At 58.2% G+C, this 16,930-nt stretch carries 15 protein-coding genes and 1 pseudogene; 11 read left to right on the top strand and 5 right to left on the bottom strand.

Annotated elements, in window-relative coordinates; genetic code table 11:
• Positions 1-76: 76 nt before the first annotated feature.
• Together mnmA and MHK05_RS06960 are read left to right on the top strand one after the other, a co-directional pair.
• Positions 77-1,162 (top strand): tRNA 2-thiouridine(34) synthase MnmA, encoded by a 1,086-nt coding sequence (gene mnmA / locus MHK05_RS06965; RefSeq protein WP_239205684.1) that lies wholly within the window; start codon positions 77-79, stop codon positions 1,160-1,162.
• A gap of 24 nt (positions 1,163-1,186) precedes the next feature.
• Positions 1,187-2,080, top strand: coding sequence for a uroporphyrinogen decarboxylase/cobalamine-independent methonine synthase family protein (locus MHK05_RS06960; protein WP_239205682.1), 894 nt, complete (start codon positions 1,187-1,189; stop codon positions 2,078-2,080).
• Here the strand turns inward: MHK05_RS06960 and MHK05_RS06955 are convergent.
• Both MHK05_RS06955 and MHK05_RS06950 read right to left on the bottom strand, forming a co-directional pair.
• Positions 2,077-3,198, bottom strand: a complete 1,122-nt coding sequence (locus tag MHK05_RS06955; RefSeq protein WP_239205680.1) for an ATP-binding protein — start codon at positions 3,196-3,198, stop codon at positions 2,077-2,079. The genes MHK05_RS06960 and MHK05_RS06955 overlap by 4 nt on opposite strands.
• Before the next feature lie 78 nt (positions 3,199-3,276).
• On the bottom strand, positions 3,277-3,948 hold the full coding sequence (locus MHK05_RS06950) for a 3'-5' exonuclease (protein ID WP_023021727.1): 672 nt from the start codon (positions 3,946-3,948) through the stop codon (positions 3,277-3,279).
• Positions 3,949-3,993: 45 nt separating this feature from the next.
• Here MHK05_RS06950 and ligA point away from each other — a divergent pair, with 45 nt between their 5' ends.
• The gene (gene ligA / locus MHK05_RS06945) at positions 3,994-6,063 is read left to right on the top strand and encodes an NAD-dependent DNA ligase LigA (protein WP_275436473.1); all 2,070 of its coding nucleotides are present in this window, start codon (positions 3,994-3,996) and stop codon (positions 6,061-6,063) included.
• Between the two features lie 10 nt (positions 6,064-6,073).
• On the opposite strand, the gene MHK05_RS06940 is transcribed toward ligA, so the two are convergent.
• The gene (locus MHK05_RS06940) at positions 6,074-6,733 is read right to left on the bottom strand and encodes an ACT domain-containing protein (protein WP_023021725.1); all 660 of its coding nucleotides are present in this window, start codon (positions 6,731-6,733) and stop codon (positions 6,074-6,076) included.
• Positions 6,734-6,937: 204 nt separating this feature from the next.
• Here MHK05_RS06940 and gatC point away from each other — a divergent pair, with 204 nt between their 5' ends.
• From gatC to MHK05_RS06925, 3 genes are all read left to right on the top strand, one after another.
• On the top strand, positions 6,938-7,234 hold the full coding sequence (gene gatC / locus MHK05_RS06935; RefSeq protein ID WP_034656449.1) for an Asp-tRNA(Asn)/Glu-tRNA(Gln) amidotransferase subunit GatC: 297 nt from the start codon (positions 6,938-6,940) through the stop codon (positions 7,232-7,234).
• Positions 7,235-8,722: an Asp-tRNA(Asn)/Glu-tRNA(Gln) amidotransferase subunit GatA gene (gatA, locus tag MHK05_RS06930; RefSeq protein ID WP_239205676.1), complete on the top strand. Its 1,488-nt coding sequence runs from the start codon at positions 7,235-7,237 to the stop codon at positions 8,720-8,722. It abuts the gene before it with no gap.
• A gap of 87 nt (positions 8,723-8,809) precedes the next feature.
• The gene (locus tag MHK05_RS06925; protein WP_239205674.1) at positions 8,810-9,304 is read left to right on the top strand and encodes an META domain-containing protein; all 495 of its coding nucleotides are present in this window, start codon (positions 8,810-8,812) and stop codon (positions 9,302-9,304) included.
• Between the two features lie 74 nt (positions 9,305-9,378).
• Here MHK05_RS06925 and MHK05_RS06920 read toward each other — a convergent pair whose 3' ends face one another.
• Positions 9,379-9,702 (bottom strand): hypothetical protein, encoded by a 324-nt coding sequence (locus tag MHK05_RS06920; RefSeq protein WP_005323344.1) that lies wholly within the window; start codon positions 9,700-9,702, stop codon positions 9,379-9,381.
• A 47-nt stretch (positions 9,703-9,749) separates the two neighbouring features.
• On the opposite strand from MHK05_RS06920, the gene MHK05_RS06915 reads away from it, so the two are divergent.
• From MHK05_RS06915 to MHK05_RS06905, 3 genes are all read left to right on the top strand, one after another.
• Complete coding sequence (locus MHK05_RS06915; protein WP_239205672.1) at positions 9,750-11,126, top strand: DHA2 family efflux MFS transporter permease subunit; 1,377 nt, start codon at positions 9,750-9,752, stop codon at positions 11,124-11,126.
• A gap of 24 nt (positions 11,127-11,150) precedes the next feature.
• Positions 11,151-12,182, top strand: coding sequence for an ATP-dependent 6-phosphofructokinase (locus tag MHK05_RS06910; RefSeq protein ID WP_023021719.1), 1,032 nt, complete (start codon positions 11,151-11,153; stop codon positions 12,180-12,182).
• A 79-nt stretch (positions 12,183-12,261) separates the two neighbouring features.
• Positions 12,262-13,245, top strand: coding sequence for a bile acid:sodium symporter family protein (locus MHK05_RS06905; protein ID WP_396130080.1), 984 nt, complete (start codon positions 12,262-12,264; stop codon positions 13,243-13,245).
• On the opposite strand, the gene MHK05_RS06900 is transcribed toward MHK05_RS06905, so the two are convergent.
• Entirely contained in the window at positions 13,242-14,027 is a 786-nt protein-coding gene (locus MHK05_RS06900; RefSeq protein ID WP_239205668.1) for a DUF4261 domain-containing protein, read from the bottom strand. The genes MHK05_RS06905 and MHK05_RS06900 overlap by 4 nt on opposite strands.
• Before the next feature lie 57 nt (positions 14,028-14,084).
• Between MHK05_RS06900 and gatB the strand changes: the two genes are divergently transcribed.
• Both gatB and MHK05_RS06890 read left to right on the top strand, forming a co-directional pair.
• On the top strand, positions 14,085-15,590 hold the full coding sequence (gene gatB, locus MHK05_RS06895; RefSeq protein ID WP_234288100.1) for an Asp-tRNA(Asn)/Glu-tRNA(Gln) amidotransferase subunit GatB: 1,506 nt from the start codon (positions 14,085-14,087) through the stop codon (positions 15,588-15,590).
• A 138-nt stretch (positions 15,591-15,728) separates the two neighbouring features.
• Positions 15,729-16,781 (top strand): annotated as a pseudogene (locus MHK05_RS06890) (NAD(P)-dependent alcohol dehydrogenase).
• Positions 16,782-16,930 lie beyond the last annotated feature (149 nt).

Here is a 16,930-nt window from a genome sequence, read left to right as displayed (position 1 = left end):
ATGGATTCGATTTAAACCGCGTTGGGGCTAGGGAGTAGACTTTCGGGCCTGTAGTCAAGGTGAATTGGGGAGCGAGATGCGAGTATTGGTTGCCATGTCCGGCGGCGTGGACTCATCTGTTGCCGCCGCCCGGGCGGTAGAAGCTGGCCATGAGGTGATTGGCGTTCACCTCGCCCTGCACAAGGACGCGCAGCAAACCAGAGAGAAAGCGCGCGGTTGCTGCTCGCTGGAGGATTCAGCCGATGCTCGCCGCATCTGCGATAAGTTGGGCATCCCCTTCTATGTGTGGGATTTTTCGGAGGAATTTAGAGAAGAAGTCATCACGGACTTCGTGGATTCCTATGCTCGCGGCGAGACACCTAATCCTTGCTTGCGCTGCAACGAGAAGATTAAGTTCCGAGCACTGCTACAAAAGGGCATGGCGCTTGGCTTCGATGCTGTGGCGACGGGTCACTATGCCACCATTGACGAAAACGGCTACATGCGCCGTTCTTTGGATGAGAATAAGGACCAGTCTTATGTCTTGGGCGTCATCTCGGCCGAAGAGCTGGAGCACTGCTTTTTCCCCATTGGCGATACTCCTAAGCCGCAGATCCGTGAAGAGGCCGCGGCGCATGGCTTTTCCACCGCGAAGAAGCCGGATTCCTATGATATTTGCTTCATTCCCGACGGCAACACTCAGGCATTTTTGGGCGCTCGCATCGGGCTTCGCCCTGGCCTGATCGTGGATCAGGAGGGCACGGAGCTTAAAGAGCACGATGGTGCATGGAACTACACCATCGGTCAGCGAAAGGGCCTAGACATCAAGGCGCCGGCTGCCGACGGCCGTCCCCGCTACGTCACCGACATCGATGCTTCTACGGGCACGGTGACCGTCGGTGCCCGCGAGGACTTGGCCGTGACCTCGATTCACGCTGACCGCCTGAAGTACCTCCACCCAGGCATGGATGGGGCCTTCGAGTGCGAGGTTCAGGTGCGTGCGCATGGTTCCGTGGTGCCTTGTGTCGCGCACGTCGACCGCGCTGCGGATGAGATGCGCCTTGAGCTTAAGGAACCGCTTTCCGGCGTGGCTCGTGGCCAGGCGGCGGTGCTGTATTTGCCGTCGCCAGACGAGCTTGGCGATATCGTTATCGGGTCCGGCACCATTTGCGGGACGGCCTAGATGGCCGGCTTTGCACTTGGCCCCATGCCCGGCACTTCCGTAGCGGAGGCGGCGGACATCATAATCAGTGAGACTGACCTTCCCGCTATCCCGCAGCTTCCTGATAGGGGACTCGGCTCCGATGCGGTTGGGCGTACGGCCAGCATGCTCGAAGCCATCAATATCGATCGTGGTCCGCGGTCGTGGCGCATGACTGCGCGTCCGCAGCTTTTGACGCGGCGGACCTGGGATCGGTTAGAACGCGACCTCGATGAGGTTCAGGGGGTCTGGGGCGAGACGGTTTCCCACATTAAGGTGCAAGCCTTGGGGCCCTGGTCTTTGGCGGCGAGCATCGAGCTCTCCGATGGCCACCGCGTGTTCACTGACTCTAGCGCTTTCGCAGAGCTTTCCGACGCCCTCTTACACGGCCTCCACACCCATGCCCACGATGTGGCAAGCCGTTTCCACGGCGAGGTGCACGTACAACTCGATGAACCGCTACTGGCAGATATCATTGCTGGCCGGATTCCCGGGACTACTGATTTTGACTCGATACCAGCGGTCCCAGAGGAAGTCGTCCTAGAAAGCCTTTTAGCGTTTGAGGTCGACTATGTGCATGCTGCGCCTATTTGGTCGGTGGCGCGCGCAGCGAAGACTTTTTTGGTTGATTCGCGCTTTCGCCAGCAGCTTTCCACCCCACAGCACTATGACGGATTGGGCGAGCACCTCAGTGCGGGCTACCGCATCGGCTTGGGCATTCTCGGCAAAGATGCGAGGGAGGAAGCAATCGCCCTAGCTTCCCACCTTGATCGCATAGGTATGACGCGCGAGCTATTGGACGACCACTTCGATGTTTTTCCCAGTGCGGCTTCGGCTAGTTCGCTTCGTTCTGTCACTGAGACCGCCGACATCCTCGCCCGGGACGCCGGCGATCTTTAATCGACGCGCCCGCGGCTATCCGTGGTAGTGAAGTATTCACCCATATAGGGGATGACGTAGCGCAGTTTACCGTGTGCGGTGGGTTCGATCAGGTCGGCGTCGATAAGCCGCTGGCGAGTGGCGGACAAAGATCGTACAGTGCGGTCCATGTGTCCTGCTATGTCGGCAATGGTGGCGATGCCATCCACTTCGACTGCGGCCATTGCTTCCAAAAACTCCCGCTGCGCCGGTGGCAAGGTCAACGTCGCAGGCTGGTGCACCTGCGCTCCCATAATTGAAATCGCATCTGGAGCTATCGAAGCAATCGTCTCCTGAGAAATGCCACTTTCTTGGTTCTGGCGACTGCGCTCCCATGCCAGCGAGCCAACCAATTGCACGAGGTACGGGTAGCCGCGCGTAAGCGCTGCGGCGTCCCTAGTCGCCTCGGGGCTAAACTCTAACCCCGAGCCAGACGCTGTGTGCTCTAGAGCCTGCTGCGAATTGGCCGGAGACAGCGGTCCTAAGACGAACTTCTGGGCCCGGCGCAGAAACGTCACCCCGGGCAAATCCAATAGGTGGTTGACCCCTTGGGGAAGGCCGGCGGCTACCAAAGCGATATCAATTTCATCGCGCACCAGGTCTTGGTAGGCCACGGCGATGGTGGTGAGTTCATCGACATCGGCGTCTTGCACCTCGTCGATGGTAAGCAGGATTCCGGTGCCTTTTAGCTCTGTGGAAAGCTCACGCAGGCGAGTATTCAGCGTGGGGGTGAAGCGATCTTCCTTTTGATGGTCGAAGCCGATTGATCCCACGCCGCCGATGCCGATGCGGCTGACCTTCTTCTTGTCGCTCGGAGAGAGTTGTTCAAGCAGCCTGGGGATGGTGGTATTGACCAGTTCCTCGACCATGGTGGAGCGCCCTGAGGAGCGTAGCGTTACCCACCCTCGGGCCTCGGCGATGTCCTCCAACTCGTTGATGAGAACAGTCTTGCCGATGCCCCTTGCACCGCTGAGCACCATGGAGCGGGAAGCATTGCCTGCCGAGCCATTGAGCGCAGTGCGGAAGCTATCGAGCACGATACCGCGCCCGACCCAGAACAGGGGAGGAGCGCCGAATGTAGGGCGGAACGGATTTTCCATAACGCTAGTGTAACCCTTGTTATCGGAGATTTGGGAGACTTTTAGCCGTACTTGGAGATCTAGGAGATTTGGGAGACTTTATCCGATGAGGGGCCATGCAGTCGAGACATCCGAGGCATCGCGGCCCTTGCCCTCTAGGTATTTCTTAAATGCAGTCCGATCCTCGTACCACTTGACCGCCTGGAATTCCATGAGCTCGTTTTCATCCATCTGCGCCAAGTTGGGGTAGTGCTGGCGTACCTGTTTCCAAGCGACGCGGGCGGCTGCGAGGGCGTCGGCAGTAGCTTCGTGGGCGTTGCCCAACTCGACGCCGTAGTGCTCGCACACGGCGCCAAGGGTGCGCTTGCCCTTGCGCCACTTATCACTGACGCGGTCGATTACATAGGGGTCATAGACTGGGCCGGTGACCGTGAAATCGCCGGTGAGGCTCCGCAGCACGGTGAGATCAAAAGCAGCGTTGTAGACAATGAGCGTTAGACCATCCTCCCAGGCGGCCTTGATGGCCTCGACTGTATCCTTCAGAACCTCTTCGTGCGGTCGGCCCTCGGCGCGGGCCTTTTCGGTAGTGATGCCATGCACGTTGGTCGCTTCCTCCGGGATCTCGATTCCGGGATCGGCGAGGTGCTCCACCTTTTGTACATCGCGGCCATCAATGCGGACTAAGGCAGAGGTGACGATGCGGGCTTCTTTGGGATTGGCCGAGGTGGTCTCAAGGTCGAAGGCGAGCATGTGGGAGGCGTCGAAAGTCATGATCAATACCTTAGTAGCTAGCCCCGACACGAGGGATAGCTACACTTGAGCAGCGTGACTAATCCAGTTGATCTGCACCGTGAATGGAATGACCTTGCGCAGGAAGTGCGCCGCCACCGCAACCTGTACTACAACGGTGAGCCGGCTATTCCCGACGCCGACTTTGATGCCCTCTTCCAACGCCTTCTTGCACTCGAAGAAGAACATCCTGAGCTTGCCGTGCCTGATTCACCTACCCAGCAGGTGGGTGCTGCACCGAGCGCCGGTGAGGATATTGAACACCTTGAGCGCATGATGAGCTTGGACAATGTCTTTAGCGCTGGCGAGATGCAGGATTGGCTCGAAAGAACCCCAGCAAAGACTTATCTCACTGAGCTCAAGATTGATGGCTTGTCTATCGATTTGGTCTATCGCAATGGGCGCCTGACCACCGCCGCGACCCGTGGCGATGGCACGGTGGGCGAAGACATCACTGCTAATGCACGCGTGATTGAAGACATTCCGCATGAGCTCAAGGGGACAGATGAATACCCGGTCCCAGAGCTGATCGAGATTCGCGGCGAAGTCTATATGCGCCCCGAGGATTTTGAAGAGATCAATGAGGAGCGCGCGGCCGATGGCAAGGAAAAGTTTGCTAATCCGCGCAATGCCGCGGCAGGTGGACTGCGCATGAAGGATCCCGCCGAGGTGAAAAAGCGCCGCCTGAAAATGGTGTGTCACGGCCTAGGCGCGCGCGAGGGATTTTCACCCACCTCCCAACATGATGCCTATAAGGCAATTGCGGCTTGGGGGCTGCCCGTTTCCCCATATACCAAGCAGGTTCACTCGGCCGAGCAGGTCCAGGACGAGGTGGCACATTGGGCAGAACACCGCCACGATGCCATCTTTGAGATGGATGGACTCGTCGTCAAGGTAGATGATTTGGGCTCGCAGCGCGCACTGGGTGCGACTTCCCGCGCCCCGCGCTGGGCCATTGCCTATAAGTATCCACCAGAAGAGGTGACTACAAAGCTCAATGGCATTGAGGTGGGTGTTGGACGTACCGGGCGAGTGACCCCGTTTGCCATCATGGAGCCGGTCTTTGTCTCCGGTTCGACAGTGTCCATGGCTACCTTGCATAATCAGTCCGAGGTAAAGCGCAAGGGCGTGCTTATCGGGGATACCGTCATCATTCGCAAGGCGGGCGAGATTATCCCGGAGGTGCTCGGACCAGTGCGCGAGCAGCGCGATGGTAGCGAGTATGAGTGGGCATTCCCGGAGAACTGCCCGGCATGCGGCACGAAGTTGGCCCCACAAAAAGACGGCGACGCGGATTGGCGGTGCCCCAATGCCCAATCGTGCCCAGCACAGCTTTCCGCGCGCTTGGAGTATTTGGCCTCGCGCAAGGCACTGGACATTGAGGCCCTGGGCGAGAAGGGGGCAATGGACTTAATTGAAAATGGCATTCTCGTCGACGAATCAGAGCTTTTCGAGCTCACCGAGGAAAAGCTCCTGGCCTCGGACGTCTACACGGCGAAGAAGGATACAAAGGACAAGCGCACCAAAAAAGAAGGAAATGTCAAGGTCAATACGGCCGGACAGAACTTGTTAAAGAATCTGGATGAGGTCAAAGGCCGTGACTTCTGGCGCGTCCTGGTCGCGCTGTCTATTCGCCACGTGGGGCCAATTGCCGCTCGGGCGCTGGCCTCCCGCTATGGATCCATGGAAAAGCTACGCGCAGCCAAAACGGAGGAGCTGGCAGAAGTCGATGGCGTGGGTATGACCATCGCACAATCTTTCCATGATTGGTTCGAAGTGGACTGGCACCGCACTATCGTGGACAAATGGGCTGCCGCAGGGGTGGCTATGGAGGTAGCGGTGGAAGACCACAAGGAGCAGACTCTAGAGGGTCTGACCATCGTGGTGACCGGCAGCTTGGAGAACTTCACCCGTGATTCCGCGAAAGAAGCTATTGTTTCTCGCGGGGGAAAGGCTACCGGTTCGGTCTCGAAGAAGACCTCCTATGTGGTGGCCGGTGAGAACGCGGGCTCCAAGGAGGACAAGGCCCGTGAGCTGGAAATCCCGATTCTCAATGAAGCGGAATTCCAGCAGCTACTAGAAACAGGTGAAGCCTAAATCGGTCCGGCTACTTGAGGAAGCTGCCCAAGATGGTGCCGATGTGACCTAGGTGCTCCACCTCGGAGGCTAGGTAGTCAGGGCCGCCGGTGCGGCCCATGGCTATAACTAGGCCGGTATCGCCGAGCGGGGCGGCGGCCAAGGCGGAATCGAGTAGCGACCAACTTTCCGGGATCCATTCATCACGATCAGGGCTGAGCACGCGGGCGCTTTCCACCTCAATATCGTGAGGTACGGTTCCATCATCTTCGGGGGCGGCATTGGAAGAAGCTACGCGGTGGATGGGCTCGTTATTGTCGATGACGATGCACCACGTGGAGGTTAGAGCCCTTGGGATCGCGGCTACTACCTCTTCCATAGCGGCAGTGACATTCGTGGCATGGGCAACTCGTGCAAGGAGCTCGATTTGCCCGCGGCGGTCTACGCGGCCGCTGAATGGGCGGATGGAGTCGACCTCCACGCCCTCGACAGAGGAGGCGGCGGTAATGAGGACATCGGCCATGGTGCCTTGCGGCAACTCAATGACAATGTCATCCATGACTGTTCCATCGGGAAAGTTTTCTACGATATCGACCGATTGGATATTGCCATCGACGAGTCCAAAGGCGTCGGCAAGCTGGCCCAAGCTGCCAGGAGCATCGGGGAGCAGTACGCGGATCAAAAAGGACATGGTCTTGCACGCTTTCGGTAGTTTGTAGTCCCAGACATGATACGTGCGTCACAATGCGGGCTTCAAGCAACGCAAATTTGGGGTGACGCGGCAACCGTCGTGGTCGGTGCAGTACCATGGGTCGTTAGCAATTCACATAGTACATGCTGACGGCGAATATTTTTCACCCGCGTGTCAATTATGCAGAAAAAGGATGGAGTTCGCGTGTCTGAGATTTCGCGTGATGAGGTAGCCCACCTCGCCAAGCTTTCCCGCCTGGCCCTGAGTGAGGAAGAGCTAGCCCAGTTCGCAACGCAGATTGATGAAATTGTTGATTCGGTTTCCGCGGTGGGAAACGTTGATACCGAGGGCGTGGAGCCGATGAGCCACCCGCACTCCGTGGACGCCCCGATGCGCGAGGACGTTATTGTGCGCACCCTTACTGCAGAACAGGCCTTGGACCAAGCACCGGCCGTAGAAGAAGAGCGCTTCGTTGTGCCACAGATCCTGGGAGGAGAATAAATGTCTAACCTGACCGTTCCCGCGGAGGGCCTGACCTCCCTGACTGCTGCCGAGCTGGCGGAGAAGATTCACGCCCGTGAAATTACTTCCCGCGAGGTAACCCAGGCATTCCTAGACCGCATTGCAGAGACCAACGAGGAGCTTAACTCCTTCCTGCATGTGGGCGCGGAAGAAGCCCTCGCGGCTGCCAACGCCGTGGATAAGGCACTCGATGCCGGTGAAGAGCCTGCTTCTGGTCTGGCCGGCGTGCCGCTGGCGCTTAAGGACCTGCTGGTTACCACCGATGCGCCGACAACCGCTGCTTCCAAGATGCTGGAGGGCTACGTTTCTCCCTATGACGCTACCGTGACCAAGCGCCTGCGCGAGGCTGGAATCCCCATCCTGGGCAAGACCAACCTGGATGAGTTTGCTATGGGTTCTTCCAATGAGAACTCTGCTTTTGGCCCAGCGCATAACCCTTATGACACGGAGCGCACCCCAGGCGGCTCCGGCGGTGGCACCGCTGCCGCACTCGCCTCTGGTCAGACGCCGCTTGGCATTGGTACCGATACCGGCGGTTCCATCCGCCAGCCAGCTGCGCTGACCAATACCGTAGGCGTAAAGCCGACCTACGGCACCGTGTCCCGCTACGGTCTTATCGCTGCTGCCTCGTCCCTCGACCAAGCGGGCCCGTGCGGCCGCACTGTCCTCGATACCGCGCTCCTGCACGAGGTCATCGCTGGCCACGATGCTTTCGATGCCACTTCCGTTGATAAGCCGGTAGCGCCGGTTGTCGCCGCTGCACGCGAGGGTGCTAAGGGTGACCTCTCTGGAGTCAAGGTCGGCCTGATTAAGCAATTTGAGCGCGATGGCTGGCAGGAAGGCGTGATGGAGAACTACCACGCCGCCGTTGAGCAGTTGCGCGAGCAGGGTGCGGAAATTGTCGAGGTAGATTGCCCGCACTTCGATGACGCACTGGCTGCGTACTACCTGATCATGCCGTGCGAGGTGTCCTCTAACCTGGCGCGTTTCGATGGCATGCGCTACGGCCTGCGTGCGGGAGATGACGGCTCCCACTCTGCCGAGCAGGTCATGTCCCAGTCTCGTGCGGAAGGCTTTGGCCCAGAGGTCAAGCGCCGCATCATGCTGGGTACTTATGCACTGTCCGTGGGCTACTACGATGCCTACTATCTGCAGGCGCAGCGCGTGCGTACGCTCATTGCCCAGGACTTTGCTCGCGCCTTCGAGCAGGTTGACGTAATTGTTTCCCCGACCACCCCGACTACCGCGTTTAAGCTGGGGGAGAAGGCCGAGGATCCGATGGCAATGTACAACTTTGACCTGTGCACTCTGCCGCTGAACCTGGCTGGCCTGTGCGGCATGTCTGTGCCATCCGGTATGGCAAGCGATACCAATTTGCCCACCGGTCTGCAGATCATGGCGCCAGCCTTCCAAGATGACCGCCTGTACAAGGTCGGCGCTGCCTATGAAGCTGGCCGCAATAAATAAGCGACTTCCTGTGGGGTCCCTGGCAATTCCATAAAGGTTTATCTGCCCCCGTTGAATTTATATTCGGCGGGGGTAAAATTATCGGGTATGCATTTCAAGAAGACCGCAATTTTTTCGCTGTCCGCCGCTGCACTCATGGGCGTGGGCGTTGCCAATGCCGCGCAGGTGCCCTCCATTGATCCGGGGTTCAGCATGACCGCGCCGACCAACTCTGGGCTTATTGCCCCGCTGCCGAAGGGCGCGGAGAAGCTGGAGCCTCACATCGAGGGGCAGACCATCACTGGAACTCTCCACTCCATTAAGGAAGAAGGAAAGTTTAGCGTCGAATTTGCCAAGGACCACTCCTTGGTGATGAATGATGGCCGCAATACTTACACCACCACCTACAAGGTGGCTGCGGATGGCACCATCAGCGTCGGCGAGTTTAACTCCACCCGCGCGGCGTGCGATGAGCATACGCAGCAGCTTTCCGACGCCCTGCTCGGCCTCCTTGAGTCCAAGCCTTCCTTCTTTAACCTCCCTGGCGGCACCGTCGCCTTGGGCAGCGAGGAAGCTGCGGCCGAGTTTAGTGTTGCCAAGTAAAAACTCGCAGCACACTAAAACTAAAAATGCGCACCATGTCTTCGGGCATGGTGCGCATTTTGTGTGTGTGGGGATTACTTGGCGTCGGAAAGCGCATAGGCTGCGCCCGCCGAGGCCGCGGTCACGCTAAGGACGGCTGGCCAGGCGCCAATCTTCTTCGCCAACGGGTGGGAGGCGCCGAATGCGCCCACGTAGAGTGCACACAGGCCAGCAGTGGTAGCCGGAGTGGTTTTCTTTGCCCAAGAGCGGCCTGCCCACACGCCAGCGGCGGCGAGGATAACGCCGCCGAGCGGGCGGATTCCGGTCTCGCGGGCGGTCACCCACCCGCCGATAAGGCCGAGGGTGACAGTAGTGGCGGTAGATACGTCTTGGGGCTTTTTGATATCAATCATGGACATGCGGCCAGTCTAGGCCGATAATTCTGGCCCCGCTAGACTTTATGGCTATGACTGTGGAGACGCACTTGCCGCCTGAGCGCCAAGCATGGCGCGCCATGTTTGCACTGTCCCTGGGATTCTTTGTGTCTCTTCTGGACCAATCCATGGTGGCGGTCGCGCTGCCGAACCTGCAACGTGATCTAGACGCGGGTGTAAACCAGGCCATGTGGGTATCCGCGTCCTATTTATTGGCTGCAGTGGTGCCGTTGCTCTTCGCCGGCCGTCTGGGCGACGTTTTGGGCCAACGCCGGATGTTTTGTCTGGGCGTGGCTATCTTCGGGGTCGGTGCGATGGTTTGTGCCATAGCTCCCCAAGTAGAAGTACTCATTGCCGCGCGTGCCGTGCAAGGCGTAGGGGCATCTCTCCAGATGCCGCAAAGTATGTCCGTCATCAACCGAATCTTCGCACGCGAGCGCCGTGGACGTGCGTTGGGCGTGTGGGGTGTAATCGGCTCGATTGCAGCACTTGTCGGTCCACTCGCCGGAGGCTTCTTAGTGGGAAACTTCGGTTGGCAGGCCGCCTTTTGGGTACACATTCCTTTCGTGGTGCTGGCCATCGTGCTGGCGCTGTTGTGGGTGCCCGAGTTGCCTACTACCCCGCAGTCCATCGATGCGCCATCGGCCGTTGTTTCTCTGATCGCGTTGGCGGCGATTGTCTTTGGCATCCAACAGGGACCAGTACTGGGGTGGGGCTGGACCATTTGGCTTATTCTGCTCGCCGGAGCAATCGCTAGCGCAGGTTTTATTCGGTTGCAGGCTACCGCCGATGCCCGCGGGGCGAGCCCGCTGGTGCCGCTGACGCTCTTTCGCGACCGCAATTACCTTGCCGGCTCGGTGGGCATTATTGCCATGGGGTTTATGGCGGCTGCAGTGATGCTACCCATCATGTTGTGGCTGCAGACCATGCAGGGCATTCCAGCAGGCGAGGCTGGCATTATCGTGGCGCCAATGGCTCTGGTTTCTCTACTGATATCTCCGCTCGCGGGAATTATGGCGGATTATGTGAATCCTCGAATTCTTGGATTGGTGGGATTTTCCCTCCTTATTCTTTCTCTGCTTGCGGCATGGTGGGTGATGCATGTAGACGCCTTGCCGTGGGTGCTCGGGCTGCCCATTGCAGGCCTTGGCGTGGGGCAGTCCTTCATCTGGGGTTCCAACGCAGCTACCACCTTGCGCGATATTTCGCCGGAGCTCATGGGTGCTGCATCCGGTGTGTATAACACCTCCCGCCAAGTGGGATCCGTAGTGGGCGTCGCCTTAGTGTCTGCCGTTATGCAAACAGGTGACCCAGCAGTGGCACTTATTAATTCGCTCCTTGTCATCGTAGTTGCGCTGGTGGTGGGCTTGGTTTCTGCTCTCTGCTTTCGGGACACTCTGCAGGGCTAAAAATAGCGCGCTAGATTGGTAGGTATGCGTCTAGGTGTTTTAACGTCCGGTGGCGATTGCCCCGGCCTCAATGCTGTAATTCGTGCGGTTGTGCGTACCGCATCCAATGAATTTGGAGATACCGTCGTAGGTTATGAAGACGGTTGGGTGGGCTTGATGGAGGACCGCCGTCGCGATCTCTATGATGATGCAGAAATCGACCGCATTTTGTTGCGCGGCGGCACCATCCTAGGCACTGGCCGTCTGCATCCGGATAAGTTTAAGGCGGGTCTTGATCAGATTAAATCCAATATGGCCGACGCCGAAGTGGATGCCCTCATTGCCATCGGAGGCGAGGGCACCCTCAAGGGGGCAAAGTGGCTATCCGATAATGGGGTGCCGGTAGTAGGTGTTCCAAAGACCATTGACAACGACGTCAATGCCACCGACTACACCTTTGGTTTTGATACCGCAGTATCTGTAGCTACCGATGCTATTGACCGCTTACATACCACCGCGGAATCTCATAACCGTATTCTGATTGTGGAGGTAATGGGCCGCCATGTGGGGTGGATTGCCTTGCACGCGGGCATGGCTGGTGGCGCGCATTACACGGTGGTGCCCGAGGAGCCCTTCGATATCGCAGAAATCACCAAGGCGATGGAGCGCCGCTTCCAAATGGGTGAAAAATACGGCATTATTTGCGTTGCAGAAGGCGCCCTCCCCAAGGAGGGGACGATGGACTTCGAAGCCGGCGGCGTGGATCAATTCGGACACCAGACTTTCAACGGTATTGGCCAGGTTATTGGCGATGAGATCAAGGCGCGCACTGGATATGACGTGCGAACGACGGTGCTGGGACACATCCAGCGCGGCGGTACACCGACTGCCTATGACCGCGTTCTGGCAACTCGATACGGCGTGCACGCAGCCCGTGCTACCCATGAAGGCAAGTCAGGTATGTGTGTAGCTCTCCATGGCGAGGATATTGATCTAGTTCCGTTGGAGGAGGCCGTGGGAACCCTTAAGACAGTGCCGGAATCGCGTTACCGCAATGCACAAGCGCTCTTTGGGTAGAGACCACGCACATTTCGAATATTAGGATAGCGCTCCCACTGGGTGGGAGCGTATTCTTTTGTCTATGAGTATCGATAGCATGACAGATAATCGGATGGCGGCGGCTACTGTGCCCTCCGCAGCTCAAGACCGCCAAGCGTTTATCGCAGCGCTAGGCTTTCCGGTGCTCGTGATTATCGGCGGCGTGATTGGATACTTTGCACCGAATACCGCGGCATCCTTTGCCCCGCAGGTCACCCCGCTGCTGGGCATTGTCATGTTTGGTATGGGCCTTACCCTCAAGCCGGTGGACTTTGCCTTGGTGGCCCGCCGGCCGCTTCCCGTGCTCATCGGAGTAGTTGCGCAGTTTGTCATCATGCCGATGGTGGCATTGGCGGTGGTAGCAATCATGGACCTCCCAGAAGCGGTAGCGGCCGGGGTCATTCTTGTAGGCTGCGCTCCCGGTGGAACGAGCTCTAATGTGGTGTCCTATTTAGCGCGTGGCGATGTAGCCCTGTCGGTGACCATGACCTCGATTTCCACCCTATTGGCACCGGTGTTTACCCCGTTGCTGACCTTGTGGCTGGCAGGGGAGTATATGCCGGTTTCCGCTTCGTCTATGGCATGGTCCATTGTGAAGGTGGTGCTCATTCCTGTCGTCGCCGGCATCCTCATAGGCATGCTGGCGCCGCGGGTGGTGGCAAGGATTAACTCGGCATTGCCTTGGATTTCGGTTGCGGCGATTTCCGCCATCGTGTGCATCGTGGTGGGCGGAGCGCACGACACCATCGCCAGCGCCGGTGCGCTGGTCTTTGCCGCCGTGATTATCCACAACGGGTGTGGCTACGGTCTGGGCTACCTAGCCGGATTGATAACCAAGCAGCCAGTCGCTGCTCGGCGCACGATGGCCGTCGAGGTGGGCATGCAAAACTCCGGCTTGGCCACCTCCTTGGCATCGACGTATATGAACCCATTGGCTGCTCTGCCAGGAGCCGTCTTTTCCGTGTGGCACAACCTTTCCGGTGCGGTGCTGGCTGCCATCTGCCGCTATGTGGATTCCCGTAGGAAGGAGAGTACTAGCTAGAAACCAATCGTGACCGCTGGAAGAGACTCGTCTACAAACCAGGGTTCTTCCTGTGCGGTCAGGGGCGGCTGACCTTCTTCGAAGCTTAAGGTGTCGCCGTCCTTGACGGTGGCGCCTTGGAGAACGTGGTCTGCGATATTAGCCAGCTTGTAATAGAGATCGGTGGGATCCATCGATTCGGTGGCCGCTTGGACTTCGGGGTGACCTGCTTGGACTAGCCCCACGGTATAACCCAGAATCTTGTTTCCCTTTTGGGTGAGCCATACTGGCGCAATGTGCATCGGGGCAAGGTTGTCCCGAACGGCCTCGAGGAACGTATTCGGAGCGATAGATACGTTGCCTCTGGGGTTGTGGACGATGAGGCATTCTGGGTGTTCGGCTACCACAGCGGTGGCTTTAGAGAGCAGCTCTAGGTGCTCGCGGCGAGCCTCACGAAACTGCTTGGCACCGTTGTCTTCTGCATCCCGGGGAAGTACGGAGACGAGGATTTGTGCGGTGGCAGAATCGAGACCGCGTGCGTCCGCGCTCAAAATGGGGTGGAGACCATAACTATCGCGGGTGGGAGGGGTATCGATGGCTTGGTAGTGCAATAAGAATGAATCATCGAGCTCGGCCATGAGGCTACCGGGATTCTTGCCCGGAGTGATGTCTCCCAAGCGATCGGCAAAAGTGGTGGTCAAACGCTCGCTTACCTCCTCGGGCGTGGGGGCAGTGCGAAAGACTGCGATGTTGATCAAAGGGGCATCGATAAGCTGAGCATCAACGCTATGTGGTGTAGTCATAATATTCAGCTTAGGGGCGTGAGCGCGCGGGTGCATGGACGTATTAAGATGGCACGCATGACTGCTGCGATGTATGACCTGATGGACTTTGATGAGGTCCTAGAAAAGTTCGAGCCGGTAATGGGCATGGAAGTCCACGTAGAGCTGGATACGGAAACCAAGATGTTTTCTACCTCTCCTACGAACTTCAACGCAGCGCCTAACTCCAACGTTGACCCGGTCTCACTGGGTCTGCCCGGTGCGCTGCCGGTAGTAAATTCCAAGGGCGTGGAGGGCGCCATCAAGATTGGCTTGGCGCTTAATTGCTCCATTGCCGAGTCCTCTCGCTTTGCCCGCAAGAATTATTTTTACCCGGACCAACCAAAGAACTACCAGATTTCCCAGTATGACGAGCCGATTGCCTACGACGGCTACCTGGACGTAGTTCTGGAGGACGGCACCGAGTGGCGGGTGGAAATTGAGCGCGCGCACATGGAGGAAGACACCGGCAAGCTGACCCACTTGGGCGGCGTGGACGGCCGTATTCACGGTGCTACGGCTTCCTTGGTGGATTGCAACCGTGCGGGCATTCCTCTCATTGAAATTGTCACCAAGCCGATCGTCGGCGCCGGCGAGCGTGCACCGGAGGTGGCTAAGGCCTATGTTTCCGCCCTGCGTGAGCTCGTGGCAGCCCTAGGCGTTTCCGATGCCCGTATGGATCAGGGCTCGATGCGAGTGGATTCCAACCTGTCTCTGCGCCCAGTGGGGCAGGAAGAATTCGGCACCCGTACCGAGACCAAGAACATCAACTCCCTGCGTTCTGTGGAACAGGCGGTTCGCTTCGAGATGCAGCGCCAGGCACAGGTACTTGAAGATGGCGGCACCATCGATCAGGAAACCCGCCACTACCAAGAGACCGACGGCACTACCTCCAAGGGGCGTCCGAAGGAGACCGCGGAGGATTACCGTTACTTCAATGACCCGGATCTTCCACCGGTCATCGCCCCACGCGAGTGGGTAGAAGAACTGCGCCAGACCCTTCCGGAGCTGCCATGGGTTCGCCGTGCGCGCATTCAGGAAGAGTGGGGCATCAAGGATGAAGAGATGCGCGACTTGGTCAACGCCGGCGCACTCGACCTCATCGTGGATACCGTTGAGGCCGGCGCGAAGCCGGACGAGGCGCGCTCTTGGTGGGTTTCCTATCTAGCAGGCAAGGCCAACGAGAAGGAAACCGATCTTGCAGGTTTGTCCATTACCCCGCAGCAGGTGGCGCGCGTTATCGCGCTCGTCAATGAAGGGAAGCTGACTACCAAGCTGGCGCGTAAGGCGGTAGATGGCGTGTTGGCGGGCGAAGGCGACGTCGATGAGGTCGTCGAAAAGCGCGGCTTGGAGGTCGTGCGCGACGATGGAGCCATTGAAAAGGCCGTGGATGATGCGCTGGCAGCTAACCCGGACATCGTGGAGAAGTACCGTGCCGGCAATAAGAAGGTAACCGGTGCCATTGTGGGTGCGGTCATGAAGGCCACCCAGGGAAAGGCCGATCCTGGTCAGGTCAATAAGCTCATCGCAGAGAAGCTGAACTAAGCACCACGTTAAGCCAGCCGCGCTCGCACTTCCTCGAACAGGACGCGTGGCTGGCTTTTTTGTACCCTCATTTCCTGTCAAAATTGGTGATTATTTTCGTTAGGCGAGGTTAGCAGGGGTAAGCGTAGGGTTGTGGGCATGCCAATTAAGAGCAAAGTATTGCAAAAGGAAAACCCTGAAGCACCCTTTAAGGTCGTAGAAATCGAGCGCCGCGATCCGCGCGAGGATGACGTGGTCATTGATATCAAAGCTGCAGGCATTTGCCACTCCGATATCCACACCATTCAAAACGAGTGGGGCGAAGCCCACTTCCCACTGACGGTGGGCCATGAGATCGCCGGTGTTGTAGAAGCCGTGGGCGATAAGGTCACGAAGTTCAAGGTGGGTGACCGCGTTGGCGTGGGCTGCCTAGTAAACTCCTGTGGCGAGTGCGAGCAATGCCGCAATGGACAGGAACAGAACTGCCTTAACGGCAATGTAGGAACCTATAACTCCGAGGACGTAGACGGCACCATTACCCAAGGTGGCTATGCACAGAAGGTAGTCGTCAATGAAGGCTTCGTGTGCACCATCCCCGAGGGTATTGACTTTGATGAAGCAGCCCCGCTGCTGTGCGCGGGAATCACCACCTATTCGCCGCTGGCCCGCTGGCAGGTCAAGGAAGGTGACAAGGTCGCTGTAGTCGGCCTAGGCGGATTGGGCCACATGGGTGTCCAAATCGCGGCGGCAAAGGGTGCGGAAGTGACCGTGATTTCCCGCTCCTTGCGCAAAGAGAAGGAAGCCTACGAGCTTGGTGCGAAGCACATTTTGGCCACCGGTGAAGACGAAGACTTCTTTGCCAACCACCGCGGCGAATTCGATGTCATCCTGTCCACCATTTCTGCCCAGTACTCTCTCGATGATTACCTGCAGCTGCTTAAGCCGCGCGGCATCATGTCCGTGGTCGGCCTTCCGCCATAGGAACTGGGAATCCACATGGGCAGCCTCGTCGGCGGCGGCAAGGTGCTGACGGGAAATAATATCGGCGGTATCGCCGAGACCCAGGAGATGCTGGACTTTTGTGCGGAGCACGGCATTGGAGCCGTCATCGAGAAGATCGGTGTCAACGATGTCGATGCTGCCTATGAGCGCGTGGTAGCCGGCGATGTGAAATTCCGCTTTGTGATTGATACCGCAACCTTCGAAGACTAAGGCGTTTGGTTGATTTCACTGAATCTCCATATGTGATTTAGCACAACATCGGTATGCGTCAGTAGGTGTTTGGCGGGTCACTTACGTACCATTCTTTAAGGAACGCATATCGGTGTTGCGTAGCCCACGTGCTGGGGAGCGGGGGACAA

The organism is Corynebacterium nasorum (assembly GCF_022347325.1).
GTDB classification, from domain to species: Bacteria; Actinomycetota; Actinomycetes; order Mycobacteriales; family Mycobacteriaceae; genus Corynebacterium; species Corynebacterium kefirresidentii.
The sequence above is the reverse complement of the archived record's forward strand: the minus strand, read 5'-3'. Positions and strand labels throughout refer to the sequence as shown.

Bases quoted from the DNA above. Each gene is read 5' to 3' on its own strand.
- mnmA (WP_239205684.1), top strand. From the start codon at position 77: ATGCGAGTATTGGTTGCCATGTCCGGCGGCGTGGACTCATCTGTTGCC.
- MHK05_RS06960 (WP_239205682.1), top strand. From the start codon at position 1,187: ATGCCCGGCACTTCCGTAGCGGAGGCGGCGGACATCATAATCAGTGAG.
- MHK05_RS06955 (WP_239205680.1), bottom strand. From the start codon at position 3,198: ATGGAAAATCCGTTCCGCCCTACATTCGGCGCTCCTCCCCTGTTCTGG.
- MHK05_RS06950 (WP_023021727.1), bottom strand. From the start codon at position 3,948: ATGACTTTCGACGCCTCCCACATGCTCGCCTTCGACCTTGAGACCACC.
- MHK05_RS06940 (WP_023021725.1), bottom strand. From the start codon at position 6,733: ATGTCCTTTTTGATCCGCGTACTGCTCCCCGATGCTCCTGGCAGCTTG.
- gatA (WP_239205676.1), top strand. From the start codon at position 7,235: ATGTCTAACCTGACCGTTCCCGCGGAGGGCCTGACCTCCCTGACTGCT.
- MHK05_RS06925 (WP_239205674.1), top strand. From the start codon at position 8,810: ATGCATTTCAAGAAGACCGCAATTTTTTCGCTGTCCGCCGCTGCACTC.
- MHK05_RS06920 (WP_005323344.1), bottom strand. From the start codon at position 9,702: ATGTCCATGATTGATATCAAAAAGCCCCAAGACGTATCTACCGCCACT.
- MHK05_RS06915 (WP_239205672.1), top strand. From the start codon at position 9,750: ATGACTGTGGAGACGCACTTGCCGCCTGAGCGCCAAGCATGGCGCGCC.
- MHK05_RS06910 (WP_023021719.1), top strand. From the start codon at position 11,151: ATGCGTCTAGGTGTTTTAACGTCCGGTGGCGATTGCCCCGGCCTCAAT.
- MHK05_RS06905 (WP_396130080.1), top strand. From the start codon at position 12,262: ATGACAGATAATCGGATGGCGGCGGCTACTGTGCCCTCCGCAGCTCAA.
- MHK05_RS06900 (WP_239205668.1), bottom strand. From the start codon at position 14,027: ATGACTACACCACATAGCGTTGATGCTCAGCTTATCGATGCCCCTTTG.
- gatB (WP_234288100.1), top strand. From the start codon at position 14,085: ATGACTGCTGCGATGTATGACCTGATGGACTTTGATGAGGTCCTAGAA.